The following is a 24523-nucleotide window of genomic DNA, read 5'->3' as shown; positions in this document are numbered from 1 at the left end:
CGATATCCGGAGAAGTCCAGTGAAGTACCGGTATGTGATTTCCCTGCTGTGCCTGGCCTTGTCGCCACTGGCCAGCGCCCAGGATGCCAACCAGATTGCAGCCATCGCCTCGCCCTGGTCGGGCAGCGGCGGCGAGCTCGGCTTTGCCTCGGCCAGCGGCAACAGCACCTCGGAAACCTTCAACGGCAAACTGCGCCTGCGCTATGCCGAAGGTGACTGGATCCACTCGATGGACCTGTTCGGCCTGCGCAGCAGCGCCGAGTACAAGCGCACCCAGGACGATGGCAGCGTGGATTTCGTGCGCCAGACCACCGCCTACCGTTACAGCGCGGCGGCGGCCAGCGGCCTGCAGCTGGGCGAGCACCGCCAGCTCACCGCCAACGCCCGTTACGAGCGTGACGACTTTGCCACCTACGACCGCCAGGGCAGCTTCGCACTGGGTTACGGTACCCGCCTGATCGATGCGGAAAAGGTCGTCCTGGATGCCCAGCTCGGCCCCGGTGTGCGCCGTACCCACGAAGCCGATACCGATGAAACCCGCACCGGCCTGATCGGCCGCGGCCAGCTGGACCTGCGTTACCAGCTCACCGACAACACCGCCCTGGTCAACAACCTGCTGGTCGAATCGGGCTCCTACAACACCTTCGCCCAGAACGACCTGGGGCTGTCGGTGAGCATGAGCGACCGCCTGGCCCTGAAGGCCGGCTGGCAGGCCCGCCACAACAGTGACGTGGCCGTGGACAAGCGCAAGACCGACACCCTGACCACGGTCAACCTGGTCTACACCTACAAGTAAGCCGGTACGGCCAGCCACAAACGACAACGGGACCGATCGGTCCCGTTGTTGTATCGACACAGCGCAGATGGCTTATTCGGGGCTGCCGAGCAGCTCGCCGGCACCGGCGCCGAGCAGCAACTGGGCCACCTGCTCGCCCAGCTCCTTGCCCTGGCCGACCTTGCCGTGAGCCTGGGCCCGGATGCTGCGGCCATGGGCCACATCGCCGACCAGGCCCTGCAGCCACAGCCCGTCCTCGCCCTCGAACTGGGCAAAACCGGCCACCGGCACATGGCAGCTGCCATGCAGGGCCAGGTTCATCGCCCGCTCCGCTTCCACGCAGGTACGCGTGGGGCCATGGTCGAGAACGGCAAACAGGGCGATGGTGGCGGCATCGTCTGCCTTGCACTCCACCGCCACCGCCGCCTGGGCCGGGGCCGGCAGCCATTGCGGCGCGGTCAGACGCGAGGCGATGCGCGATTCAAAGCCCAGCCGCTGCAGGCCGGCACAGGCCAGCAGGATGGCGTCGTATTCGCCGGCATCGAGCTTGGCCAGGCGGGTGTTGACGTTGCCGCGCAGGTCGCGGCAGACCAGGTCCGGGCGCAGGCTGCGCACCTGGGCCTGGCGACGCAACGAGGAGGTCCCCACCACCGCGCCGGCCGGCAGGTCTTCCAGTTGGCGGTAGCGGTTGCTGACAAAGGCATCGGCCGGGTCGGCACGCTGCAGGATGGCCGGCAGCACGAACGGGCCGTCCAGTTCCATCGGCACGTCCTTGAGCGAGTGCACCGCGCAATCTGCCTCGCCACGCAGCATGGCCAGCTCCAGCTCCTTCAGGAACAGGCCCTTGCCACCAATGGCCGCCAGCGAGCGGTCCAGCACCTCGTCACCGCGGGTGCTCATCGGCACCAGCACCACCTCCAGGCCGGGATGGGCCTGACGCAGCAGGTCGGCAACATGTTCGCTCTGCCACAGGGCGAGCGGGCTTTTACGGGTAGCGATGCGCAAGGTGTTCATGCCGGCATTATCGCCCAAGCCCGGCAGCGGCGTGTGCAGCCGGGCCGATCAGCCCTCGAGCAGGCTGCGCAGGCTGCTCACGCAGCGCCGGCTGACTTCCAGCGGGATCGGCTCATCGCGCAGGATCGCCTGCACCGTGCCCTGGTGCCGGCGCAGCTCCAGCAGTTGCGCACGGGCCACCAGACAATTGCGGTGGATGCGCACGAAGCTGTCGCCGAACTCGTCTTCCAGGGCCTTGAGCGAGTCCTCGACCAGATCCTGGCCACGCGCGTGGTGCACCACCACGTACTTTTCCTCGGCCTGCAGGTAGCGGATGTCGGCCACCGGGATCAGGCGCAGGCTGCCACGCAGGCGCGCGCACAGCTGCTGGCGCGGGGCGTGCTCGCGGCCGCCGGGCTGCTGCTGGCCGGCCATGAAGGTGCGCACCCGGGCCAGCGCACTGGCCAGACGCTCGGCGCGGATCGGCTTCATCAGGTAGTCCAGCGCCGCGGCCTCGAAGGCCGACAGCGCATGGGCGTCATAGGCGGTGCAGAACACCACCGCCGGCGGATGCGGCAACTGTGCCAGCAATCTGGCCGCTTCCAGCCCGTCCATGCCGGGCATGGCGATATCCAGCAGCACCACATCCGGGTTGTGGCGCTGGCAGGCATCGATGGCGGCCAGGCCCGAATCGACCTCGGCCACCAGCTGGGCATCGGCATGGTCGGCCAACAGGCCGCGCAGGCGCTCGCGCGCCAGGGCTTCATCATCGACGATGACCACCTTCATGCCGTTGCCAGCTCCACTCCACCGGGGTGACCCATGGTAACCAGCGCCCGCCCCAGCGTCACCGCATGGCCATCACGCTGTGGCCAGACGCTGCTCGATCCAGTCCCCCAGATCACGGATTTCCTCACCGCAGACCTGATGGGCCATCGGGTAACGATGGCTCTGCACGGCAAAACCCAGATCGCGCAGGGCCTGCATGCTCTGCTCACCCAGGGCCAGCGGCACCACCTGATCGCCACTGCCATGGGCAAAGAACACCGGCTGGGCATTGGCACCGGCGGCCAGCCTGCCTGCAGCATTGCCTGGATCGGGCAGGTAGGTGGACATGGCCACCAGGCCGGCCAGCGGCTGGCTGCGACGCAGGCCCAGCGACAGCGTCACCGCCCCGCCCTGGGAGAAGCCGGCCACCAGGATGCGTTCGGCCGGGATGCCTCGTGCCGCCTCGCGCTCGATCAGTGCATTGACCTGCTGGATCGATTCGTCCACGCCTGCGGTATCGGCGCGCGAGGCCAGGTCCATGCCGACAATGTCATACCAGGCACGCATGCGCGCACCGCCGTTGATGGTGACCGCACGCACCGGCGCATGCGGGAACACAAAACGGATCGCAGGCCAGTGCTTGCGCACCAGCTCCGGCACGATCGGTGCGAAGTCATTGCCGTCCGCGCCCAGGCCATGCAGCCAGATCACCGCCCACTGCGGGTTGGTACCGGTTTCGCGTTCAATGGTCTCCAGCATGTGCAGCTCCTCGGGCAAAGCGCACAGGATAGCCGCAAGCGCTGATACCCTGCCCCGCCGGTACCCATTCAGTGGCCAACTGCAGCCGCAATCCACGCCTGCCTGCTGGCACGGCGTGGATGGCAGGCGCTGCTTAGTGCATGCACAACGTATCGGCAGAGGACCCATCGCACGCCGTCGCCGGCTTGGCCGGCAGGGCCATGCCGGGCCCATCCACGCGGATCGGTGCCGCCTGCTGGTCACTTGCCGCCAGCCCGAGCGGCGGCTGCCGCCACATCGCACCGGCCTGCTCGCGCGCTGCACCGTCGAAGCTGAAGGCATTGACCGCGCCAGTCACCACAACCGGCACCCCGGCCGGTGTGGTGGCATGAAAGTACGCCGGCGGGGCTCCCACGTGATCCACCTGCAAGGCACCTGTCGAGGTCACCAGGTGAATCAGGTCAAGCAAGGTGCCGATGCGGCCGCTGGACCACCAGTACGACATTCCGGCCAGCACCGGGGCCGTTTTTTGCAAGTCCCCTGCAGACAGGCGCTGTATCGGCAGACACAAAAAAAGCGCCCCGAAGGCGCTTTTTTGTTGCTGCGATGGTGGGCCCACCAGGATTCGAACCTGGAACCAAAGGATTATGAGTCCTAGTGAGCCACGGTCAGCAGGTGCAATCAGGCACATCTACAGACCCTTGCAAACACTGAACTTTTGGTCCGTAAACCCATGAAAAAAGGGGCCTTATTCGTAATTTGCACCAGAGATCTTTGCTGTAGCGTTGACACATACCGTCATTGAACGTCACAGCACAGACTATGCCAACGGCTATGCCAAATCGAAGCAAGGACAAAAGACGCAGGCTGGACCGCCAAGGTTTGGCCGAGTTGATGGCTGAAGGTCTCCCGGCCAAGGGGACGACCCGGACCGTCTTCGACAACGCGATTCCCTCCTTTGCCGTCAGGATCAGTCCTGAAGGTTTGATCACCTTCGTGATGATCTACAGCTCCCACGGGCAGACCAAGAGGTTCTCGATCGGACGCTACAGAACGGAAGAAGCGGCCAAGAAGTCCACAGGACGCGGGCTTACCGCTGCAGAGGCGAGGCGACAGGCCCTGGTCCTGCGTGCCAGGATTGAATCAGGCGAGGACATCGCTGCTGCCAAGACAGCTACTAAAGAGGCAGCTAAAGCTGAGCGCGAGCGTATCCGTGAGGAGGCCGAGGCCAAACGAGCGCAGAGGGAGGCCAATTTCGGCGCCCTGATGACCGCCTACGTTGCCCACCTCCAGACCTTAGGAAAGAACAGCTGGCGGGAAGTTGAGAATGCAGTCAAGAAGTACATCATCAACGACCGAAAGCTGAGCCAGACCCCTGCAGTGGAGATCACTGTCGACACGGTAATGCCAGTTTTCCATGCACTCAGCAAGGCCGGGAAGCTCCGTACCGCCGAAAAGCTCCGCGCCTACCTGAGAGCTGCCTTCAATGCAGCGCGCAAGGCACGGACTGATGCATCGATGCACGCATTTACGGCCTTCAAGCTGACCTCCAACCCCCTTGAATACTTTGAAATCAGTCGCCCCAAGGAGGCCGTAGAGAAAGCGATAGTTGCGGCAAAGCTCCGCAAACGAGCTCTGTCCGCAGAGCAGCTAGCCGCCTACTGGCGTCGCATCACGGCCCCTGGGTGTCGACATGGCGAACTCATGCAGCTCCACCTAATTACTGGAGGGCAGCGCGTAGCGCAGCTCGCACGGGCGACTACTGCCGACTTGGATCCTGACTTCAATTCCCTGATGCTTCTGGACACAAAGGGCCGCAGGAAGGCTCCAACCGACCACCTCATCCCACTGATTGACAGTGCTTTGGCCCTGATTTCGAAGATGAATACCGGAGCAGGCCCGTACCTGTTCACGATCAATGGGGGAGCGAGCAATGCTTCCTACTCGGCGTTCAGGGAGGCCATGTCTGAAGTCTCCAGTGAAATGGTAGAGGCCGGGGAGCTGGATCGCCCCTTCACGCCGGGCATCATCAGAAAGACTGTCGAGACAAGGCTCCAGGCAGCGGGCATATCTAAAGAGGTACGTGGCCACCTCCTGTCCCATGGCCGTGGCGGAGTGCAGGCTGTCCACTATGAGGCCTATGACTTCTTCACCGAGAAGAAGCAAGCCCTTGAGCTGATCCGCAAGCTCTGCGATGGTCTGCCGCAGGATGCAATCAACGTGGTGCCAATCCGACGCGAAGCTTGAAAGGATGGTCAGATCACAGGAATCCCTCCAACCCATTTGATTGGAGAGCGAGAGTGGCTGCTGACCGTAAGCTAGCGCGACTCGCTCCTTCGCCAATAGTCCGCGCCGCTTCAGCTCGCAGCCATATCCTCAGGAATGCCTACAACTCAGAACGGGGGTAGCTCACTGATCGAAAAGTGCAGCTACCAACCGTTTGTCCCCTGAAAATGGCACCTAAACGGTCTCAAGTGGGCATCTAACCCGCTCTATCGTTCCTTTACATCAACAAGACCTGCGAACGGTCACGAGGTATAGGCGAACGATGGACACCAACACCCGAGTGGACGATCTGATCGAGTTCCTGGTAGCACCCAGCGACCACTTCAGCCAGCAGGAGGCAGCCTGCGTTCTGGGACTCTCGACCTGCTATATCCAGCCCTCAGCAGCAGGCACATCTGAACCGTCACGGTTCGTCCGTGGACGCTGCGTGCACTACCCGAGCTCAAACCATAGTGAGGTCGCCAAATGAAGACGGCCTTCTTAGAACGACACTACAGCACCTCAGCAGCTGCCGAGCTCATTGGCGTGACTCCCGCAAGCCTCAGGAACATGCGCTGCGCCAATCGCGGTCCAGAATGGGTGGTCACAAAAGACAAGACCATCCGCTACCCAGAGAGCTCACTCAGGCGGTACCTAGGCCACGAGGAGAAGCTGCAGCGTTCACCACCCACGGATCACCCGGAGGTGACCTGCGTACGAAATTTGTAGCCGACAGGCCGTGAGTCCTTGGACGATGGTATCGGTTTTTGACCAGTTACGCCTAATGCTGGCCGGCGACCTGTAGCCCAGTGAGCTGTGCGGCCGATGCTCGTTGTAGAACTGCCGCTATTGCTCCACCGCACCACGCTTGAACTCGGCACTGAATTTGCGACGCTTTGATATGAACACTCCTCATTGCCTCTATCGCCTTTTTGGTAGTGTCCGTGAAATCGGGGGTAGCCCCCCCCCCCATTCCGGGGTGTCCACGGAACCCGGGCCAATCCATAACTACATCTACCATCCCACCTAGCCTGGGCTTATTCTGATGAGCTTGGCCCCTCCTGGATCGCGGGCCTTATTTAGGGGACTTGGAATGGAAACTGATTGCATAAAGACCGCAACATCGCTCTTTCAGAGCGTGTCATTGATGCTACCCAGTGACTTTTCCGGAGCCGGCGTGGTCTTCTACTATGACCTTTGCGATCTTCCCTTTGTAAGCCTAGGAGCCGGGCTTCCCGCGCGACCGCAGCTTCCAGTTTCGGGCATTGGAAGGATTGCGCCCATTCTTGCCCAGATCTCCAGCCTTTCGTCAAGCTTCCATGACGGATTTCATTTCATTGAGCTCAAACACAAAAAGCTTACCCACTTAGCTCAGTTCGTATCTCCTCCTATTCCCAATCTAAGCGAATTGCCCGAACTGAAAGCGTCAGGTGCGCGCCACATGACAGCTCTGCTTTCGTCGCGTGTCCGCGGCATAGTCGGCGTCGGCATTCTCTCGAGCGCCGGAGAGGTGTACTACTACGAGAGCGGCATGTGCCGGACGCGCGGGATTGATCAATGACGCCTATTACACTGAATTTTTACGAGTTGAGGCGCCTGATCATGGCCGCCTGCTGCGTATCAGTAGCGCTTGCTCTTCTCGTGGCCGCTTCGCAGTTATTAATAGGAAGCCAACCGTCGCAGTCATATTTGATGCTTTCAGTGAAGGCCCTACCCAAGGGCGTCACCTTTTCAATGCTATTTCTTGGTTTTTTTTCAAAGAAAACGTGGAGGTCAGGGCGTCTTTCTAAGCTACTGGGTCGACCCAGCGTTCATGGCATCTGGTATGGCCATCTACAGACGACGTGGAGGGATGACAAGGGAGAAGTCCCGGCGCCCATTCCGATTGTGTTTGTCATACGACAGACCTACTTCTTTTTGTCTGTTCAATCCTTCACCGAGAGGCAGCCTTCGAATTCAACAATCGAGGTGCTGGGTACCGATGAAAAAAGCTCGGATACTAGGCTTGCCTATGTCTACGAGATGCGGCGTTTGGCTTATGGGGAGAACAAAATCACCACAGGCTACGGAGACTTGATTCTGCAGGACTCTGGAAAAGTCCTGGCTGGCAACTACTGGACCAACTCTCCTACTCAGGGGCAGCTGAAGCTTAGCTTCATTAGTGATGAATGCGATGGGCTAAACTCTTTCGAATCAACAATGCGCTTGGTCATGAGTAAGCGCAGTGATCTCGTTGTTTTTCCTGCTTCGTAGCGAGTGTTACGGGACAGAGGCAGAAGGGAGAGATACCAAGCAGGTCACCCCATATTTTCACGGCAACGCCATGGGGATAAATGCATTCAGCAGACCGTTCAATCCGACTCCGAACCATTCCTCCTTGCGTCCGACGATCAGGAAGATCATGGGCTTTCCCGGGTTCCGCTTCATCACGATCGACCATTCCTGAAGGTCAATCGTGGATGGAGCAGGCATATCTTCCGGGTGCGTATGCCATTCCCCGACATAGTCGCCCTCCTCATCGTGCATCCGCCAGTGCTTCCGAGCAGCGGTCTGATGACCGGCAGCTGCCCGACAGAATGACGTCCTTGATCGTTTGTCATCCTGTCCGGGAGGCGTAGCGTGCGTTACCTGCAGGTGGTTGCCGCGGCGGAAGCCGAGAAGCACTCCACCCGCCTCAGGTGTTTTTGGTTGATCCTGCCTATAGGCTCGTACCAGGTGCATTGCAGCGTCTTCAAGGAGTACGTGTCCAGCTCCCTGAAGGACACCAGCTGCGATCATTGCTTCCGACATGCCGGACATCCTTTCAATGGATTTACATCCTGGTTTTTTAACTGCCTGGCCGTGCTGCCCTCGATCATTCGAGTCCTGAAGCGAGGCGAGACACCTCCGCCAAGCCAAGCTGCTATCTGGTCAATTGCCAGGGCGCTGGCAGACATAGGGGCTGAGACGGCGTAGGGAGTGAACGCTTGGCAGCCGTTCACAATCTCGTGGTTCTGCGGCAACCCTAGGTCGAAGCGCGGCGTCCTGACATCATCGTTCTGTCTCATACAGCGGTAGCAAGCTTGGCGATCACTGTCCGTCCACAAGACCTGTGTACATTGTCCCTGTCCTGTGACCCAGACGTATTGGACTATGGGCCGTGCAGCCGCTGGTAGTGACAGCCTGTGGAAGTTGATGGCCTCACTCAACGCTTCTTCTCCCGTCGCATCGATGACCAACTCCCCCAGCCTGAGGTCTCCAGGCAGCCTCGCAGGGCTTGCCTTTGCCACAATGTTTACGTGCGGGAACTGCTTACGGAGCAATTCGGCGAGAGCGTCAGCCTTCTCTTTGAAGAGGGACTCAAAACCCAGAATGTGCCTCCCAAGGTTCCCCGGTGACAACTGGTCTGGGTCGATCAGTGTCAGCTTACCGTCTCCAGCTCCGGCCCCCAGTCGCACGAGGGCTTGCGAGAGATAGCTGCCGATGGATCCGCAGCCAATCAGAACGATGCGCCGATCCTTGAGGCTCGGGAAGGTGAGGTTGCGGCTATGGACGAACTCCGGCGAAATCTCAGAGACCGCTACCCTTCGAATGGGCGTATCGCGCCTGGCAGTGTGTAGGCGCTGCCGAAGCTGCCCTGGATTCCTACGGAATGCCATTGCGAGGGTCTTGTCTATCTCCATACTGAAGCCTAGCCAGCCGGCCGCGGATTCGATGACGAAGGTTATTTCCTGCTGAGCTAGGTAGTCCCGTCGGGCGAATACTTGCCCGACCCTCTTATAGACCGTTTCATCCCATGCCTTCAGCCAGAAAAACATGTCACCGATGGTGCCTGGCAGACCACTAGACATCAGAGTCGGCATCTTGGTTGAGCGAATGATCCAGCAGGATGACGGGCCAGTCACTGGAGCCTCCCATCCGCAGGACTCAGCGATTCGGGCGGCTTCCGTCTCATCTGTGGAGATCAGGTTCGCTGCGCGCCCCCCTTCCGCCAGCAGGTAGGAAGTGCCGCGATGATCACCATTTCTCAAGGTACCAAGCAACACGTGTCTTGGAAGCGGATTCTGTCCGATATGCCAGTTTGGTCCGAACTCGGATTGAAACTCACCTTGCCTGTAGGTGTGGTCCGAGAGAAGGCGATCCAACTCTCTCGTCGCGAACACCAGGCACTGCTCAACTGCAATATCAGGTTTGAACCTATCAAGAATGACGGTTCCTGGAGCCAAGTAGCAGAAGCCACCCCATGCGCTGATGTGTGGAATGAGGGCTGGGGCACCGTTCGGTAGTGCGTCGACCCTTATGATGGGGTAGCTGACGAAATCCCAGTCAACTATCTTTAGCGTAATCGACGCATCGCCGAACTTGCAGGGCAGCGTGCCAATGAAGCTGCAGGAGCCATCCCTTGATGGGAGCTGCTGAAATCCCCGTGCGGTCAGATGACCAAACAGGGATTTCAACTCAGCTTGGCCAGGCTCGCTCATTTAGACCGCCAGCCCGCTTTAGTTGCTCCAACAGCTGGCGCAGCTACGCGTGCGGCGGCGGTACTGCGGACTTCGGCCGCGTTGTCCACAACGACAAGAGACGCGTCGTTGGATATCCGGTCACCAAAGTGGGCCTGCATGTTCGCGATCGCCTTACCAACGAGCCCTGGACCGTAATGGCGACTGTTATAGATGGCTTGCTGAAGCTCTTTTGCCTTTTGAGACGCCACGATCCGATCAGCCGGGCTTAGACGGTTGAAGTCTTCCACGCCGAGGTCGATCCCCACCTCTCTCACATCATCCGCGAGCCTCTTAGCAAGGTCCGCAGCGGCGTTCTCCAATGCAAGGTCGTCCCGTCCGCGAATGGCCAGGAACGACTTGGAGACAATGATCATGATGAGAACCGACGTGGGCCCACCGCTCTCCCAGTTGTAGTCTCTCCATGCCTTGAGATAGCGACAGACCCGGCGCAACTGGTCAGTGTGCTCGGTGACACGGTCATCAAACCAGTTGGCTACCTGCTCTGGGTCTGACTTTTGCCAAGTTCCATCTCGCTTCGCCACATGGATTTCGTCCATAAGGACCCAGAAGTCATTGGGCATTTCCCCCTTTTCGGAGAACTCCTCCAAACTCGCATTTTCGCGGAGGTGATTGGTTCGCTTCATGGAAGAGTCCAACACACTTTTCTCCGCCACGTCCCTGAACTTGTCTTCAGGTGCTGCATAGAGCGGCAGATCGACGTGCCCCCAGTCCGAGATCTTGACTCGAGCGCATCGCTTGTTGCTATTGTCCAGCACCCACCCTTTCTGCTCGCACAAGTCGGCTAGTGAGCGCTCCACGAACTCGAAGTAAAGACGAGCCATTGCGCGAGGCGGTGATGTATCCTCCCACGCCGTCACTGGCAGGTAGACGCCAAAGTCCCAGTCCATTTCCTGTGGAGGAAGGTGGGCACCTTTAATACAGGTCTTGTAGGCCCAGGAGCCCTGCGTCCGGAAGCGCGGAGTTACCATATGAGGCATACCGAGAACGCTAACAGTTGCCTCCCGGATGGTCTTTCGAAGATGATCCCGGATGTCATTCTTGGCATCCATGAGGGCTCTCTTCTGGGCTGCAGAAGGCGTAATCACTTCATCCAGACTGGTAGGATTTCCGTCGTTCTTAAATAGCTTGTGCAGGCTAAGCATGGGTGCTACCTCCAGCATTGATGTTAGGGCCGTAGTAGAAGGTTGGTGGTGATGCGGGATGCTTGAGAAGCTCTCTGAACAACGGTTGACCTAGCGCCTCTTTCGACGACTGCGATGCCGCGCCCAGGAGTGCTTCCTGTGCCGCAGCATCAGTCTTGTCCAGAGCCACCGCTCTCGACTTTTCATCCGTCAACGGTTCGTCTATGTGGTAGTACTGGCCTGCCTTCACTCGATGCCGAAGCATCGAGTTGACGAGTGCCTCTTGGGAGGAGATCGCAATGCCGAACAGGCGCTGCGGTGTGTTGGCAGGATTTATCCCGCCCCAATCGTAGGTACCGCCGCTACGATTTTTTCGTGGATCTACGGTAAACCGAGAGGACATCGTGCCAATGGATACGACATGGATGTCATCTCGTCTAGCCCCCAGATAGTGCTGCGCTTCGTGGAATGCCAGCAGGCCAGGGGCGTTTGCGAACAAACCGCCGTCGATAAACTGCCGGTTATCGAAGGAATGCCTGGGGAAGTATGCTGGTGCGGCGCTGGTGGCCAATGCTACATCCGCGATAGCGTATGCATGGTCCCTGGTCAGATCTACGTGATGTGGTGTCTTGAACAACACCGGCACCCCGTTGCTGTAGTCAATTGCCGGGACAATCACGCGGCGCTTGCATTCTCCAAGCGTTCTGCTGGCGAAGATATCGTCTGTCCTCAACAACCGCGACAGATCGGCCTGGGTGTACCTGGAACGAACTAGCCCCCACAGCGAGCGCCTCGCCTTGAAGATGTCCTGGCCATGTTGGGTAAAAAGCTCGACCATCGCTAGCGCCGGGATTTCGAGCGAAAGAGCTAGTGCCAGTATTCCGCCGATGGAAGTACCTGCGATCAGGTCGAATCGCGAGGCGATCGGTGCCTCAATGTGGGCCTCTAGGTGTGCAAGCACCTTGGCCGTGTAAAGCCCGCGGTATCCGCCACCTGAGAGGGCCAGAATGCGGAAAGGGGCAACCGCCTCTGGTGCCGATGCCGAGGTTTCACTATGACGCTCTGGCTCTTGTGCCACTGGCTGGGTTGGTACTTGAGTCACGTTCCGTCTCCCTGGATGCTGATCAATGCCCGTCAACCATCAGTCCTAGTCGTCTCAAGTGGCGCGACGAGATTTCCTTGACTGAGCTTGCCATGAATAGTGATACACGTCACACATTTCAAGGATCCGGCCTTGGCGTGAGGTCAAAATGACTGCCGGGCTACTGTCCTAAGGGTGTAATCGCTTCCAACGGCATCAGCGTCACTGTGATACCGCGTCAACCCTTGGCTCGACTCGGTCGCTTTTCCGGGCTGGGACAGGTGCTGCTCGATTTACTCCCAGAACCGCTGGCTGTACGTGGGCGTCAGCGCCTCCCCGATCAGCACCACGTCCAGATCCTTGGTTGCTCGCACTTGCTCCTACGCTTCTTGCATTACGGCGGCCAGCGCAACGGCGCCGATGACCACGAACTGGTCTCCGGGTTCTACCCCGAAATCACGGACTGTTTGGAAAGGGCTGAAAACTTCTGATCCTGTTTGACCCGTCGCCGTCGCATCCTGGGATTGTGGCGGCGCTCGATGTATTCGAACACATCGGACCTGGCGGCATCGAGTGTTGGATACGTTGTGCGATAGATCCGTTGGCGTTTGAGGAGACCAAAGAACCCCTCGCAGGCGGCATTGTCACCACAATGCCCCACCGCACTCATCGAGCAGAGCAGGCCGTTGGCGGCCAGGTAGTCCTGGTAATCACCGCTACGAAATTGGCTGCCACGGTCGGAGTGCAGGATCAATGGATGCTGCTCCTGGCGCTGCCAAACCGCCATCTGCACGGCCCTGATCACCATCTGCCGGTCCTGGCGGTGATGCATGGACCAACCCACAATCCGCTGGTCAAACAGGTCCAGCACGACGCACAGATACAGCTTGGCCTGCTGGGTCTTGATCTCGGTGATGTCGGTCACCCACTTGGTTTCCGGCTCCAGGGCGCTGAAATCACGCTCCAACAGGTTGCGCACGCCCGGCGGCGTCAGTGCCGGTTGGGAGCGCTGGCCACGCCGTTTCGGGCGCGGCCAGCCTTGCAGGCCGGCTGCCGCCATCAATCGGGCAACCCGGTTCCGACTGGCCGTCAACCCTTCCTCGACCAGATCTTCCTGCATGCGGCCGGCCCCCAATGTGCCCCGACTGTCCTGGTGCAGCGCATGGATACGGTCCAGCAGGCGCTCGTTGTCGTGCTGGCGGGCACTGGGCAGGCGCTTGCTCCAGTCGTAGTAGCCACTGGTCGAAACCCGCAGGCAGCGGCACATCAGGCGAATCGGAAACTCATCGCGGCAACGCTCGATCACCTGATACCTCAGGATGATGCCTTGGCAAAGAACGTCGCCGCTTCGCGCAAAAAATCCCGTTCCTTGGTGATCCGGGCCAACTCGCGCTTGAGCCGGGCAACTTCCTCGTCACGCGGGCTCCCGGTGCCAACAAAGGCGGCTTTCCCCGTCGTTTGTGCCTCCCGCTTCCAGCGGGTCAGCAGGCTGTCACGAATGCCCAGCTCACGGGCTACTTGGGCGCAGCTGACACCTGGCCGACTGGCTTGTTCCACTGCACCACGCTTGAACTCGGCACTAAACTTGCGACGCTTTGACATGAACACTCCTCATGGCCTGTATCGGCCTTCTTGTAAGTGTCCGTGAAATCGGGGTAGAACCCCTTCGACGCGAAGAAGGCCAAGATCCACCTGGCACGCTACAACGGCAACGAACGCCCACTGGACGTTTTCCTGGAGGGTCAGTTCGACGAATGGCAGCGCTGGCAGAGCAAGCGGAACTTCCAGCGCGAGTTTGTTGTGTCCTTGGTCAGCGCGGGATCGCCCACCCGCTGGCTCTATGCGGGCCTGTTCCGCTCCTTGGACTGTGTGGAAGAAGCTGACCCCAAGTCTCACTTCTACTACACGTTGGAACGGGTGCCGTCGTGCGAGGAATGGGTGGGGCGCCTCTTCCTGGAAAGCCGATACACCGAGCGCCACTCCTACCCCAAGGGAGAAACGCTGGCCGAGGATTTGACGGTGACGGAGCTGTTGGCCGAGAGGCTGTCCATTTCAGACTTCCCCGGCTTCAAGGCGGTGAACCTGACCAAGGCGCAATTGGACACCGTGGTGCGCCAGCAAACCGCGGCCTGGCGCGCGGCCCTGTCCTCCGTGAAGGGAATCTACGTCATCACCGACACGATCGCCGGTCGTCTCTACGTCGGCAAGGCCTCGGGGGCCGACGGGATCTGGGGCCGCTGGTGCGCGTATGCGGCCAATGGGCACGGCGGCAACGTGGCGTTGCGCAAGGAATTTGGCATTGAGGCCACGGAAGAGCGCCGGCAAGCGTTGCGCTTCGCTATTCTGGAAATCGCTGACCTGTCCGCCACCGAGGACGACCTCTGCGGGCGGGAAAGCCATTGGAAATCCTTGCTGCTGTCGCGCGAACACGGCTACAACCGGAATTGATAACAAAGCCCCCTTGCGGGGGCCTTCATTGTTCGCTCATCGGATAACGCTGCTTCGGACACCATTTTTACTACGCTGGGGTGTTCCACCACGGCACCAGCTCGAGCATCAATTGTTCGACGAAACACGCCCATCCACCAGCACAGCGTTTCCATCGACCACTCGCAATACCACCTCGAAACCGAGCGGATATTGTGTACCTGCCGGAACGTCAGCCATCGCAGAGTGCGCCTGGAACCGGCTGTAGACAGCCGTTACGGCCGATCGGTAGTCGAGACGCTGAGCATTTGCACCGATCTGCCCCTCAACGTCTTTTCCGATCGCCGCCCCTGAGGCCGTCAAACGTGCCACGGCGCTTCCAGTCGCCCGGTAGAAGACAACCCCATCCCGCTTGTCGAAAGTTTCAACATTCCGCACATTTACTTCGACAATCTCCACAAACTTGGCCGGGACCTTGAACTCGTTCACGGTCAATGAACTCGACAACGGCTCAGCCAACAACTCTTCAATTTGAGCAGCCGATGGCTTCCCTGCGATTTTCGCCAGGATGACAGGGTAGTTCGTATACCCAACATACCCCAGACCAAAAATCATCGCCCCCAAGACAATCTTCGGCCACAGGCTTCGTGGCTTGTTTCGCTGATTCTTAGTCTGCTTGAACTTCAGTCCACCCAGCCCACCCATTTGCGCCTGCGCATCAGGCTGCCTTGTTGGCTGCGAGGGTGGGAGCAGCGATATAGATGGCGGCTCGCTCACCAAAGGGGCTTTAGGTATTTCCTCTGTTATGGGATCCGCAGCTTCAACTGAGTGCCGGACATCGGGATTCCCACACGAAGGACAAAACGACGCGCGGTCACTAACCTGTTGACTACATTCAGCGCATGTCACGAGTGCCAAATCATTCCCCTGTAAGAAACGCCCCAGACCATCAGAGACAACCCTGAATTTTCAAATTATAGACGAAGCAGAGCTTTAATTCTGCCTTTCCTACGCTCTTTGGCACCCGCCTAGAACCACCTTTACCCGAGGAACAAATGACAAAGCCCCCTTGCGGGGGCTCCGGTCGTCGGCACTTGAGTGGGGATTCTCGCCCCCGTCCCCCGTTGCCGGGTGAAGTGGCCAGGACGGCGAGCCCATCATCCAACCGCGATGGTCCTGCGGCAATCAGTCCCGAGCGGCACGTGCTGTCAGACTTCTTTCCCTTCCGCTTCGGACTTCTCCGCCAGCCATTGCTCCACGGTCTTACCCTTCAGCTCCTCTGCCAGGTGGCTGGCACACAGCATTGTGCCGTCGGAACGCAGGTTGGCCACGGTGTGGGCCGCCAGCACCGATGCAGCAAAGGCATGGCGCTTGCTCCGTCCCAGCTCCTCCCAGCCGGCGGGCAGCGACTCAATCGCAGCCAGAGCTTCCTTGCCCGAGAGATACTGCATGCAAGTGAGAAACGACCAGTTGAGCCCCACCTGCTCCCGGAGCCTGGCCGCGGCGACTTTCTCATCCACCTTTCCGTCGACGGTGTCGAGCAGGGCGTGCATGGCGGCCACCGCCTTGCCCTGCGCCGTCAGCTTACTCTTCCGCTTGGGGAACAGTCCACGCACGGTCAGGCCTTCGTCACCGCTTTCTTCGCAGCTTTCTTCGCGGGCTTCTTCACGGCCTTTCGGGCCGCCTTCTTTGCAGTCTTGCTCGCCTTCTTAACGGCCTTGGACGGAGCATTTTTCACCGCCCCATCGGCTGCCGGGAACTTGCTGCCCGGGTTAGCCTGAGCCCACGCTTTCCCGTCTGCGGACTTCGCCCAGGTGGCAAACGCCTTGGGGGTCAGGCCACGTCCTGCCCAGGTTTCACCGGTCGGCAGTCGATACTTTTGCGCCACCTTGCCGAGCTTGCGGGTCTTGCGAGAGGGGGGAGCAGCCTTGTCCGCGCGCTCCGGCTTGTTGTCGAGCGTTTCCCCGATGAGCTTGGCCACCTGCCGCCGCTGCGCTGGGCTGAGGACCTTCGCATACTTCTGGAGCACGGCCAGCGCCTTAGGCACCTCGCCGTCGCGCTTCTCAATCAGCTTGCGCTGGGCTTCCAGCTGTTTGATTTCGGCGTTGATCGACTGCAGGGTGGTCAGGGCCAAGGGACACCTCCATTCAAGCGAACCATGAGTTATAGCCCATAGGCTGGATAACGGCCAAACAGTGGCCGAAAGGTAGATTACGAGCGCACAGCCGCCACACAGCATATCTGCTTGATGCGAGACAAGACGAAGTGGCGCTCGACTTGCCTCAGATGGCAGTAGGCCAATACGCACCGCGAGGCATGGCTGGCCCGATGGAGGTGGGTCAACTCCAGAGGTGTTACGGTGCGCCACTCCGACGCCTGATCTTCTTTCGTGTAGAGGAAGCGAACGTCGCTGCCCTCCTCCATTGCCTGGCGAATCACCATCAACGGACCCTCGCAAGTTCTATCCTTGAGAAAATCGACCACCTAGAACTGCGGTCGTCGACCGAGGGGCGGGACGGGAGGGACGGCGTTATGAAGGTCCCGGACCAACGCTTGGAAGTTGGTGTTGTATCCCGGCCCATCACTGAGATCGACGAACATCCTTCCCCTAAGATTTACAGGGGTGTTTCCGGCATCTCGCTGATCCTTGATGACGGGAATGAATCTCATAGACGAGGGATCGCCGGCAAGCTGTGCAGCGGTCACCAGATGCTCATACCCAACCCCACCCAAGCGCTGGTTTGCACGGTTCATGTAGTTTTCGGTGCAGACCACGATCACCCGATCACAGGCAGCTACCTGTTCCATGAAATGGGGGAGGTCCTGTCCGAACCGGAGGTGTGTTCGGTCCGAGATTGCGTCGACACCGTTCGCCCGCAAATCAATCACGAGCCTACGGACCCACTCCAAATGCTCAGGGGAATCCCAAGAATAGGAAACGAAGACCTTGGGGGCCGGAGATGGGTCATCCTGCAAAATGCCGTTTCGAACCAGGACATCTAGCAGATCAACGTCCTTCACCGCCCAGTGGGTGCGGGTGTGTTCCCAGTTACGCTCCGAGATATCCAGCTGGCCAAACATCTCCTTTAGCCGCGTAGCTGGGATTGGGCCAATTCTCGCGTCAATGGACCATGTGATCCGCACCCCCCCGTAACGAACTTGGATGTCCTCGATCCGACCGACCTGCGAAGATGGTCCAACGTCACGACCTCGATCTTCATAGGCAAATAGCGTGGGAAGCCCCTTAAGGGCGGCAATAGTATCCGCAGTCAAGGTAGCAAAACGCTCTGCTAGCGGCGGAACTGTGTGCTCAAGGTAACGTGGTAGCTCAAGGATGAACTCGTCCTCATCCCAAGTCCCCTCCCGATACACCATTAACAAGTTATACATACGCCCCCATACTAACTGAGTTAGCCACGACAGATGACCAGAGCTTTCCGACTGGAGAAGCCCCTACAACGAGTTTCGACGATGACGATCAATGTGCCGACATCTCTCGAATGGCTTGGAAACCACGAATTACCTCAGATGCCTGCTCATATTCTTCGGTGGAGAGCAGCGAATACTTCGTATCCAACACCAATGGTTCACACCCGAAATCGACCTCTGCATCGTCGACCAGAAACAGGATGAGCTGAGATCCAATCGGCCGTTCGTCCCTGATGAAGTGAAGAAGATTAAGGTGATTGATATCATCCTGATCCTGCTGTTTTGGCGAATCCAGCACAATCGGACATCTCACAGCATCCTCCGCATCCCATATGAGATGGAGGATTGCATAAACGTAAGCGAGGATGGCGCGTGGCCGGTCACTTCCGGTCTCTTGAATCTTGAGCATCAGCGACTTAAGGAAGTCTTCTTGGAACATGACGCTGAGCTTCCCCGCAAAGTCAGTCAACAACCGAGCATAGGTCTCGAGGATCTCCTTCTTTCGCTCCGTTGAGCGCGCATTTTTTAGCCGCTCCGCCGCTTGCTTAATCCGATAGTCCAGAGTGGCGATCTCCTGAACAAGATCAGCAACCTGATCGTCCAGTTGAGAGGAAAATCGCTTCTGCCCTGCTCGCTCAAGTAAACGCGCAAACGTGACCTGCCCCCGTCTGCGAGTGAGAAGCTCATTGAACCTTTGCTCGTCCTCGGTGGCGTCTTTGAGGCGCTGACGACTGATGGCGATCTCACCAGAGACAATCGCCTGAGCATTCATCACCTCAACTAAGACATCGTCTGTCCGACTCTCATCTTGCGCCAACGCAAACCGTTCACCAAACGAGTTCTCGTGAAGCTGGCCACAGGTCGGGCACTCTAGGTCTTCACCCTCATGCTTCACAGCGAACATGTAGTCCGCATGCAGCTCCCTGCGAACGCGGTCGAGAATCTCCCGCTGAGCCTCCAGCTGTAAGCGGCGCTGGGTCAAGCCTGAGAGCCTTGCTCGCTCTTCCTCACGGACCTCCACCAACTGCTGGAGCATGCCCACCACGCGCTCAATCTCCTCGGAGAAGACTTCGGGATCGATTTCTACATCGATGTCTTCAGCGACCGTGTCCTTGGCTCGTTTCTGAAGCGAGCGCAATCCATCCAACTGCTTAGCCGGCTCAACTCTGGCAGCAGTTGCTGTCGCCTGGAGATCTAAGGCATCGAAATACTCAGCCCCCGTCACACCCACGTGGAAGTTAACAACGTCTTCTCGCCAGCGAGCGAACTGTTCCAGACGAGCAAAGGAAGTCCAAGGACTGCTCCACCCAGCGTCCTGGTCCACATAGAAAGGGATAAACAGGTAGGCCGGCGGCGGAACGACCACCTTTTCGGCCCGATTTTTCAGCCTAAGCTTGGCACCCAGCACCTCATAGAGAGCCGGCGCGAGACCTTCAGTGACACTGGTGTAGCAACCTCTGACGCGCTCTGATTCGATCAATGTGAAGGTTTTCCCCTCCTTCAACATGACGTAGGAATCGCCATCGACAGTGAACTCCAGCGCCGATATGACGCTCGCACCTTTCCAATCCGGATGGATCTCTGCCGCTTCTGCGCCCAGCGTCCCATAGATGGACTTGGCTAGCGATGACTTTCCTACGTCATTTAGACCCTTGATTACCGTCACGCCGGGGTGAAACACGACCGACCTTGCTTTTCGTTCCCGATGGGACACGAGATGAAGCTTTTGAAATACTAAGTTTTTCATGTGTCCTGGTCCTTAGACTGCGCACCAGCATCCGGAAGTTATTGGGAGTGCTTTTCATAGAAATTCATCATTACGACAATGAGTTCCTGCTCCGGGGAAAGCGAAGCAACGCCGTATCCGGAGTCACTTCGAGCGAGCGCAACGGCAGCGTTCGCCATGTCAAGTAGCGTTGAACTATTGGCCATGACGTTCTCACCCGCTGCGACGAGGATTTGGCAGTCTCTTCGGAAAGCAGCGTCCAGCGGATCCTGCATCCTAGAATAGTAGTCTGGGTATGCTTCTCTTAGCTTGGCGCGGACAGGGAACGGCACGTTGTCTTTGTGCAGCTCTGACTGGACATTGCTCCAAGCACCAGCGGCATGAGCAACGGATCGAGCGTTGCCCAGCATCGCGTCGAAGGAATCCCTGTCGATACCCTTTGCCTTGCATACGTCTGATATGCTGCCAGACGGCCTTTTAGCTACTGTCCGTCTACGCAATTCGTCAAATAGGCTTCTATAGAAGGCCTTAGGGGGTATGTAAACACCTTTGACATGCTGGTCAAGAAAGTTAGTTACCAAGCCCACAGTGGTTTCGTTGTGCGTGTCCAGATGTATTTTGGAAATCGAAACCGTTAATTGCTCCCGGAGCGGCTCTTCGAAGTCCTCCCCTAGTTCGTCCGCCAAACAGCGACTTATAGCTCCCCATTCGGCCTGTTTCAGCACATGAAACAGGCGTTCACCAGACTCCTCAGTAGCCTTCTCGGTGACAGGGAAGCCATAGCCGCTTCCCACGTTGGTCACGAACTGGAAAGTGACTTGCTCCTGCTTCAGCTGAGCAGCCTTGGCACACAATCGCCCAAGAATGGAAGGTAGAGCATCGCCGCTTTTGCCCTTCTTCCGATTCGTCAGCTTCTTCAGCGTCCAAGCACTTGTTGCGCTGGTCTTGATCTGATAGAAAGCGGCGCGTGATGGCTGGTCTGGACAATCCAGGACAGCGATGTCCTCGTGCAACTCACAAAGGAGCACGTAGTTCCCTGATCCTTGGTGCAGGGTCAGCAACCGAGCCAAAGCCCAGTTCTTTTGGTAATCGAAGCGATCTGCGGAGATCGCGCCGCCTTCCTCTGCCAATGGAGCCGTGGACAGGAAATCAGCGATGACAGTCGAACTCATTTCCCGAGGCCCCTTCCGTCGGATCTCCTTGCCCGACGCATTACCTCGATTAGAGGCATGTTTGTGACCCAAGTCAACATTTGGCCCACAAAGGCAGAATAATCAATGATTTGCCTGCCTGTGAGTTATTTACCAATGACACCACTGAAGCCCTCCAGATGTCCATGACGACCATTTGCCAAGGCTGCTTGGAATGCCACTTCCCTGTGGCACGCCTTGGTCATCTCTTCTTGGGCATCCTACACCCAGCTTTCGATCTCGGCAGGTGTCAGGTCGTACTGCCGACTGGCTGCTGCCACGGTCGATTTGCCCTGGATGATTTCAAGGACCAGAGCCGACTTGCGCCGGGCGGTCCAGCGCTTGATTCCTTCTTCCATCACTACGCTCATCGGCGTCTCCTTCGGGAGTTGTAACAACTGAGCAGGAATTCAGTGGGTCATTACAGATTGGTGCGCTGAACCGCCAGTCTTTTTCTGGACACGAAGCAGGAAAACTTTTGCGGTGGAAAATGAGAGCAAAGGACACTAAATCCCTCACACCCGCGCAATGCCAAGAAGGCAACTTATTGATCTTATTAACTTTAATCAAAACAACATTTGACAACTTATCATTTGGCACATCCATTGGACAAGACTTAACCATAATTTCACAAACCTCCGTGGGCGATACATACCCCAACCCAAGCAAGAAAAATAACTCCTGTGTAAAAAGCCGTGGAAATTATGGATGAATAATTGAGAACTAAGTCGCCTCTCTCGCACCGTTACTATCATCTCGGTAGATTCGACAGACAAAACTTCCACCTCCATCCTCGGCTACGCCAACATATGGCTTACGCACCTTTGAATCAATTGCATGCCCCGCATGAGGTAATATTGATGCACAGATAAAGCACTCCGCCATCCTGCAGCGACGGACTGGAGCATCCACTATTAAATTAACTCTCTGCAAAACGATCAATGATCCCGCCATCAGATACACAGATAGCAAAACAACTTCTGCGCTACTGCGTTTTATCAAGAATCCATTCGCATACACCGACCGACGCACACTCGTTGGAATCCCCTTAGGCCAAAGCACCGAAACCAAGGAAGCAGAGGCAAACAACAAAACCCAATTGCGGGACGAGTACTCTCCAGATGAGTCCCCACTTCCCTTCCAGACAGCCTTATCACTGACCAGAACCAACGGATCGCCCAGTCCCTCGCGTGCCATCCTTAACAATTCATCGAGTGTCGCGAACTCAATCACCACATCCCCCAAAACATCATCAGCAATTCTGATGCAGAAGATGTTATTGGATGAAAATCGCAATCAAGCACCAATTTTCACTGGATATGAATTGAAATGCGGCTTTAGCCACGCCAGACCCCATGCAGATACGACCCGGATTTTGGAAACCACTGAATACCTATAGTTCAGACAGACTCACGATGCCGAATTTTCTGGTTGTGCCACAAGTCGCAGCACTCGCCACAAGCATTATCCAGCGAGAATATCGTTATAGATTGCAAGGCTCTTACTAATTACCAGCAAGGCTCATGAAAATTATTTTTATCCGCGCATTCGATTAAGGGACGCAGAGACCAGCCTTTTCCAATCCCTCAAGCGATGCCTGTGGATGCCCATTTCTCCGAGAGTCCCAGCTTTCCCTAGTACCTCACTGGCTACGTTGGCCACCTGATCAATGATTGCTCGAGCACACTTTCCGCTGAGCGCGGCACTGTTGGCCAGCATCAACAGATCTGCGCGGGAAATTTCTGACCCTTTTCCTAGAACATCAAGGCTATGCTCTCCGCCGGGCCCGTTACTGAGTGTCAGGTCATAAGCAGGTGCGCAGTTCCAGGAACCGTCCCTGTTCATCGTGAAGGAGAAATTCTTGGGGTGATCGTCCATGTTGGAGAACACCACGTTGAACACGCACCGTGCAAACATCTGGGCCAGTTCGCTCTCATTTCGAGTTAGGGAAATGGTGAGCCTCAAGAGATCCAGGTAACTCAGTGATCCCGGTAGTCTGAAATTGGCTTCAATCAGGCCCGCAGCAGTGAATACAGGAACCCGCTTACCATCCTCCCGGTCGAACCTGAGAGTGGCAAACGCTGCAGTATCGTTCTCCAGCTCGATGCACTGGCACGGCATCATGTTAATCCCAGCCATACCGGCCCATTGCGCATACAGCGTTTCAAGGCGAGGAGCATCTGGGCCGTCGCTGGGATTGGCGAACTTCACTAGCCATGGCTCGCCTTCGGCCTTTAGGTCAGTTGTGATGGACTGGTTGGCCATCTTCGTAATCAAAGCCTTGGGCCGCGCACCATGTGGATAGCCTCCAGCATTGGCCACCACAGGCAAAACCTCATCTGCCTCACCCTCATGGATGAGGATCGATTGCTCTGCAAGCTCGGTGAGCGAGGTGATCGGCGTATCACCGGACTTTGGCGCTGACGGTTTGAACGTAAGTGCCCCGATTGCTTGGTCGCCAACGAATGCCAAGATATCCAGAGCATCAGGCTTTGACTGACCTTGCTGACGATACAGCCTTTCAATCAAGAGTCTTCCCCACCCATCCGGCATGCTGTCTGATATCAGCCCAGGCAAACGACCCATGTGGTCAGGTCCATCGGTACGTGCCACACGGGACAGCTGTGTGCGGAACGGGGCTAGCTCCACGCCACGCTCAATAGCCTCTACGGAATACTCGAATGAAGACATCTGACCATCGATTGCGACTCTGCCTAGCTGCCAGCTCTGGCCCCACCCATCGTAGTGAACATCAATAATCTTCAAGCAATACTTCCTTTCGGCCTGCCGAGCATGTGCCTTATCTGGACAGAGATCACCGCCTGCTTCGCAGCCTCTTCCTGCGTCCAGTTGCAGGAGATGTGTCCATCACTCAAGCGCTGGCCTGCAGGCCAATGATCTCTGATTTGGGTCTGAGAATTGCAACTATTGAGATGCTGTGAAGTTAACCAACCAAGATTGATAGGTTATAGGAATCCCGTCAACTAAACCTGCATTTATGGCAGATGAGAGCACGACTTCGCAGCCCTACGCCCCTGTTGTGGGATATTTCCATCTTTTGTGGGCTGGTCAAATTGACGTCACCCTCCTAAGAGCCAACCCACATCAATGATGTGAAAAACAAATCAAATCAAAGTCGTGCAACTTTGCGCAGTACAATCCACTCTGGCCCTGCCTACATGACTGCCAGGAAAGAGATATTTTTTGGCGCGACCATAAGAATACGCCGCCCTCATTCTCAGGCCATAGTGTTGTCATCTGGAAATGATCCATATGAATAGAGTAGCGCCTAGTCACCCATAGAAATGCCAAAGCCCTGAGTAGACCAGAGGTGGGGACTGAGAAGTTGTGCACATGCGGAGAACACGCCTGCTTACTCGGTTCCAATTGGAACCGGCAGATCGATACTTGGCTCCCGCACCCCACCCGCCTGATAGGGGCCAATTGACCTTGCGTGCAGGTGGCTCAGCTGGACCCAACCCTGCTTACCCCGTTCCAATTGGAACGG

General features: G+C 57.7%; 22 protein-coding genes, 1 tRNA gene and 1 pseudogene. 5 read left to right on the top strand and 19 right to left on the bottom strand.

Annotation, left to right across the window (positions count from 1 at the left end; translation table 11 throughout):
- Positions 1–19: 19 nt before the first annotated feature.
- Complete coding sequence (locus ABB30_RS04135) at positions 20–796, top strand: DUF481 domain-containing protein (RefSeq protein ID WP_425477373.1); 777 nt, start codon at positions 20–22, stop codon at positions 794–796.
- A gap of 72 nt (positions 797–868) precedes the next feature.
- Here ABB30_RS04135 and hemC read toward each other — a convergent pair whose 3' ends face one another.
- The 5 genes from hemC to ABB30_RS16130 form a co-directional block, all read right to left on the bottom strand.
- On the bottom strand, positions 869–1789 hold the full coding sequence (gene hemC / locus ABB30_RS04130; RefSeq protein WP_057637052.1) for a hydroxymethylbilane synthase: 921 nt from the start codon (positions 1787–1789) through the stop codon (positions 869–871).
- 48 nt (positions 1790–1837) lie between these two features.
- Entirely contained in the window at positions 1838–2557 is a 720-nt protein-coding gene (locus ABB30_RS04125; RefSeq protein ID WP_057637051.1) for a LytR/AlgR family response regulator transcription factor, read from the bottom strand.
- Between the two features lie 72 nt (positions 2558–2629).
- The gene (locus tag ABB30_RS04120) at positions 2630–3295 is read right to left on the bottom strand and encodes an alpha/beta hydrolase (RefSeq protein ID WP_057637050.1); all 666 of its coding nucleotides are present in this window, start codon (positions 3293–3295) and stop codon (positions 2630–2632) included.
- Between the two features lie 133 nt (positions 3296–3428).
- On the bottom strand, positions 3429–3893 hold the full coding sequence (locus ABB30_RS04115; protein WP_152980561.1) for a hypothetical protein: 465 nt from the start codon (positions 3891–3893) through the stop codon (positions 3429–3431).
- A tRNA-OTHER gene (locus ABB30_RS16130) sits at positions 3882–3975 on the bottom strand. Before ABB30_RS16130 ends, ABB30_RS04115 begins: the two co-directional genes overlap by 12 nt.
- A gap of 193 nt (positions 3976–4168) precedes the next feature.
- Here ABB30_RS16130 and ABB30_RS04110 point away from each other — a divergent pair.
- The 3 genes from ABB30_RS04110 to ABB30_RS16120 all read left to right on the top strand — a co-directional run bounded on the left by ABB30_RS04110 (position 4169) and on the right by ABB30_RS16120 (position 7792).
- Positions 4169–5521 carry a tyrosine-type recombinase/integrase gene (locus tag ABB30_RS04110; RefSeq protein ID WP_161808829.1) on the top strand — a complete coding sequence of 451 codons (1353 nt, stop codon included), beginning with the start codon at positions 4169–4171 and terminating at the stop codon, positions 5519–5521.
- Between the two features lie 1111 nt (positions 5522–6632).
- Complete coding sequence (locus ABB30_RS16125) at positions 6633–7100, top strand: hypothetical protein (protein ID WP_245626417.1); 468 nt, start codon at positions 6633–6635, stop codon at positions 7098–7100.
- The gene (locus tag ABB30_RS16120; protein WP_152980559.1) at positions 7097–7792 is read left to right on the top strand and encodes a Cap15 family cyclic dinucleotide receptor domain-containing protein; all 696 of its coding nucleotides are present in this window, start codon (positions 7097–7099) and stop codon (positions 7790–7792) included. The genes ABB30_RS16125 and ABB30_RS16120 overlap by 4 nt, the downstream gene beginning before the upstream one ends.
- A 57-nt stretch (positions 7793–7849) precedes the next feature.
- Here ABB30_RS16120 and ABB30_RS15640 read toward each other — a convergent pair whose 3' ends face one another.
- From ABB30_RS15640 to ABB30_RS04080, 5 genes are all read right to left on the bottom strand, one after another.
- Positions 7850–8329 (bottom strand): Mov34/MPN/PAD-1 family protein, encoded by a 480-nt coding sequence (locus tag ABB30_RS15640; RefSeq protein WP_161808828.1) that lies wholly within the window; start codon positions 8327–8329, stop codon positions 7850–7852.
- Positions 8314–9999 carry a HesA/MoeB/ThiF family protein gene (locus tag ABB30_RS04095; protein ID WP_057637045.1) on the bottom strand — a complete coding sequence of 562 codons (1686 nt, stop codon included), beginning with the start codon at positions 9997–9999 and terminating at the stop codon, positions 8314–8316. The genes ABB30_RS15640 and ABB30_RS04095 overlap by 16 nt, the downstream gene beginning before the upstream one ends.
- Positions 9996–11183 carry a CBASS cGAMP synthase gene (locus tag ABB30_RS04090; protein ID WP_057637044.1) on the bottom strand — a complete coding sequence of 396 codons (1188 nt, stop codon included), beginning with the start codon at positions 11181–11183 and terminating at the stop codon, positions 9996–9998. Before ABB30_RS04090 ends, ABB30_RS04095 begins: the two co-directional genes overlap by 4 nt.
- Positions 11176–12264, bottom strand: a complete 1089-nt coding sequence (locus ABB30_RS04085; RefSeq protein WP_245626416.1) for a CBASS cGAMP-activated phospholipase — start codon at positions 12262–12264, stop codon at positions 11176–11178. Before ABB30_RS04085 ends, ABB30_RS04090 begins: the two co-directional genes overlap by 8 nt.
- A 424-nt stretch (positions 12265–12688) precedes the next feature.
- Positions 12689–13845, bottom strand: a protein-coding gene (locus ABB30_RS04080; RefSeq protein ID WP_152980558.1) for an IS3 family transposase whose coding sequence is annotated in 2 segments (ribosomal slippage) — positions 12689–13605 and positions 13605–13845 — 1158 coding nt in all. Because the reading frame shifts where the segments join, the coding sequence is not laid out codon by codon here.
- Between the two features lie 198 nt (positions 13846–14043).
- On the opposite strand from ABB30_RS04080, the gene ABB30_RS04070 reads away from it, so the two are divergent.
- On the top strand, positions 14044–14691 hold the full coding sequence (locus ABB30_RS04070; RefSeq protein WP_211263446.1) for a GIY-YIG nuclease family protein: 648 nt from the start codon (positions 14044–14046) through the stop codon (positions 14689–14691).
- Positions 14692–14799: 108 nt separating this feature from the next.
- On the opposite strand, the gene ABB30_RS04065 is transcribed toward ABB30_RS04070, so the two are convergent.
- From ABB30_RS04065 to ABB30_RS04025, 9 genes and pseudogenes are all read right to left on the bottom strand, one after another.
- Positions 14800–15375, bottom strand: a complete 576-nt coding sequence (locus ABB30_RS04065) for a hypothetical protein (protein ID WP_057637042.1) — start codon at positions 15373–15375, stop codon at positions 14800–14802.
- A gap of 503 nt (positions 15376–15878) precedes the next feature.
- Entirely contained in the window at positions 15879–16286 is a 408-nt protein-coding gene (locus tag ABB30_RS04060; RefSeq protein WP_057637041.1) for a hypothetical protein, read from the bottom strand.
- Positions 16287–16288: 2 nt separating this feature from the next.
- Positions 16289–16804, bottom strand: a complete 516-nt coding sequence (locus tag ABB30_RS04055) for an H-NS family nucleoid-associated regulatory protein (protein ID WP_057637040.1) — start codon at positions 16802–16804, stop codon at positions 16289–16291.
- Between the two features lie 77 nt (positions 16805–16881).
- Positions 16882–17112, bottom strand: a complete 231-nt coding sequence (locus ABB30_RS16935; RefSeq protein ID WP_057637039.1) for a WYL domain-containing protein — start codon at positions 17110–17112, stop codon at positions 16882–16884.
- 42 nt (positions 17113–17154) lie between these two features.
- The gene (locus ABB30_RS04045; protein WP_161808827.1) at positions 17155–17751 is read right to left on the bottom strand and encodes a toll/interleukin-1 receptor domain-containing protein; all 597 of its coding nucleotides are present in this window, start codon (positions 17749–17751) and stop codon (positions 17155–17157) included.
- A 397-nt stretch (positions 17752–18148) separates the two neighbouring features.
- Positions 18149–19846: a coiled-coil domain-containing protein gene (locus ABB30_RS04040; RefSeq protein WP_152980555.1), complete on the bottom strand. Its 1698-nt coding sequence runs from the start codon at positions 19844–19846 to the stop codon at positions 18149–18151.
- Positions 19847–19884: 38 nt separating this feature from the next.
- Entirely contained in the window at positions 19885–20997 is a 1113-nt protein-coding gene (locus tag ABB30_RS04035) for a dsDNA nuclease domain-containing protein (protein WP_083489678.1), read from the bottom strand.
- Between the two features lie 242 nt (positions 20998–21239).
- Positions 21240–21386: pseudogene (locus tag ABB30_RS04030) on the bottom strand (DUF1153 domain-containing protein); the annotation flags it as partial.
- Positions 21387–22551: 1165 nt separating this feature from the next.
- Complete coding sequence (locus ABB30_RS04025; RefSeq protein ID WP_057637035.1) at positions 22552–23781, bottom strand: type II toxin-antitoxin system HipA family toxin; 1230 nt, start codon at positions 23779–23781, stop codon at positions 22552–22554.
- Positions 23782–24523 lie beyond the last annotated feature (742 nt).

Origin of the sequence: Stenotrophomonas ginsengisoli (assembly GCF_001431485.1) — a bacterium.
Lineage (GTDB): Bacteria > Pseudomonadota > Gammaproteobacteria > Xanthomonadales > Xanthomonadaceae > Stenotrophomonas > Stenotrophomonas ginsengisoli.
This window is presented reverse-complemented; position numbering and strand designations above follow the sequence as displayed.

What these genes read in the sequence shown, in the direction of transcription:
- hemC (WP_057637052.1), bottom strand. Translation starts at nt 1,789, where the DNA reads ATGAACACCTTGCGCATCGCTACCCGTAAAAGCCCGCTCGCCCTGTGG.
- ABB30_RS04125 (WP_057637051.1), bottom strand. Translation starts at nt 2,557, where the DNA reads ATGAAGGTGGTCATCGTCGATGATGAAGCCCTGGCGCGCGAGCGCCTG.
- ABB30_RS04120 (WP_057637050.1), bottom strand. Translation starts at nt 3,295, where the DNA reads ATGCTGGAGACCATTGAACGCGAAACCGGTACCAACCCGCAGTGGGCG.
- ABB30_RS04110 (WP_161808829.1), top strand. Translation starts at nt 4,169, where the DNA reads ATGGCTGAAGGTCTCCCGGCCAAGGGGACGACCCGGACCGTCTTCGAC.
- ABB30_RS16125 (WP_245626417.1), top strand. Translation starts at nt 6,633, where the DNA reads ATGGAAACTGATTGCATAAAGACCGCAACATCGCTCTTTCAGAGCGTG.
- ABB30_RS16120 (WP_152980559.1), top strand. Translation starts at nt 7,097, where the DNA reads ATGACGCCTATTACACTGAATTTTTACGAGTTGAGGCGCCTGATCATG.
- ABB30_RS15640 (WP_161808828.1), bottom strand. Translation starts at nt 8,329, where the DNA reads ATGTCGGAAGCAATGATCGCAGCTGGTGTCCTTCAGGGAGCTGGACAC.
- ABB30_RS04095 (WP_057637045.1), bottom strand. Translation starts at nt 9,999, where the DNA reads ATGAGCGAGCCTGGCCAAGCTGAGTTGAAATCCCTGTTTGGTCATCTG.
- ABB30_RS04090 (WP_057637044.1), bottom strand. Translation starts at nt 11,183, where the DNA reads ATGCTTAGCCTGCACAAGCTATTTAAGAACGACGGAAATCCTACCAGT.
- ABB30_RS04065 (WP_057637042.1), bottom strand. Translation starts at nt 15,375, where the DNA reads ATGGGTGGGCTGGGTGGACTGAAGTTCAAGCAGACTAAGAATCAGCGA.
- ABB30_RS16935 (WP_057637039.1), bottom strand. Translation starts at nt 17,112, where the DNA reads ATGGTGATTCGCCAGGCAATGGAGGAGGGCAGCGACGTTCGCTTCCTC.
- ABB30_RS04045 (WP_161808827.1), bottom strand. Translation starts at nt 17,751, where the DNA reads ATGTTTGGCCAGCTGGATATCTCGGAGCGTAACTGGGAACACACCCGC.
- ABB30_RS04040 (WP_152980555.1), bottom strand. Translation starts at nt 19,846, where the DNA reads ATGAAAAACTTAGTATTTCAAAAGCTTCATCTCGTGTCCCATCGGGAA.
- ABB30_RS04035 (WP_083489678.1), bottom strand. Translation starts at nt 20,997, where the DNA reads ATGAGTTCGACTGTCATCGCTGATTTCCTGTCCACGGCTCCATTGGCA.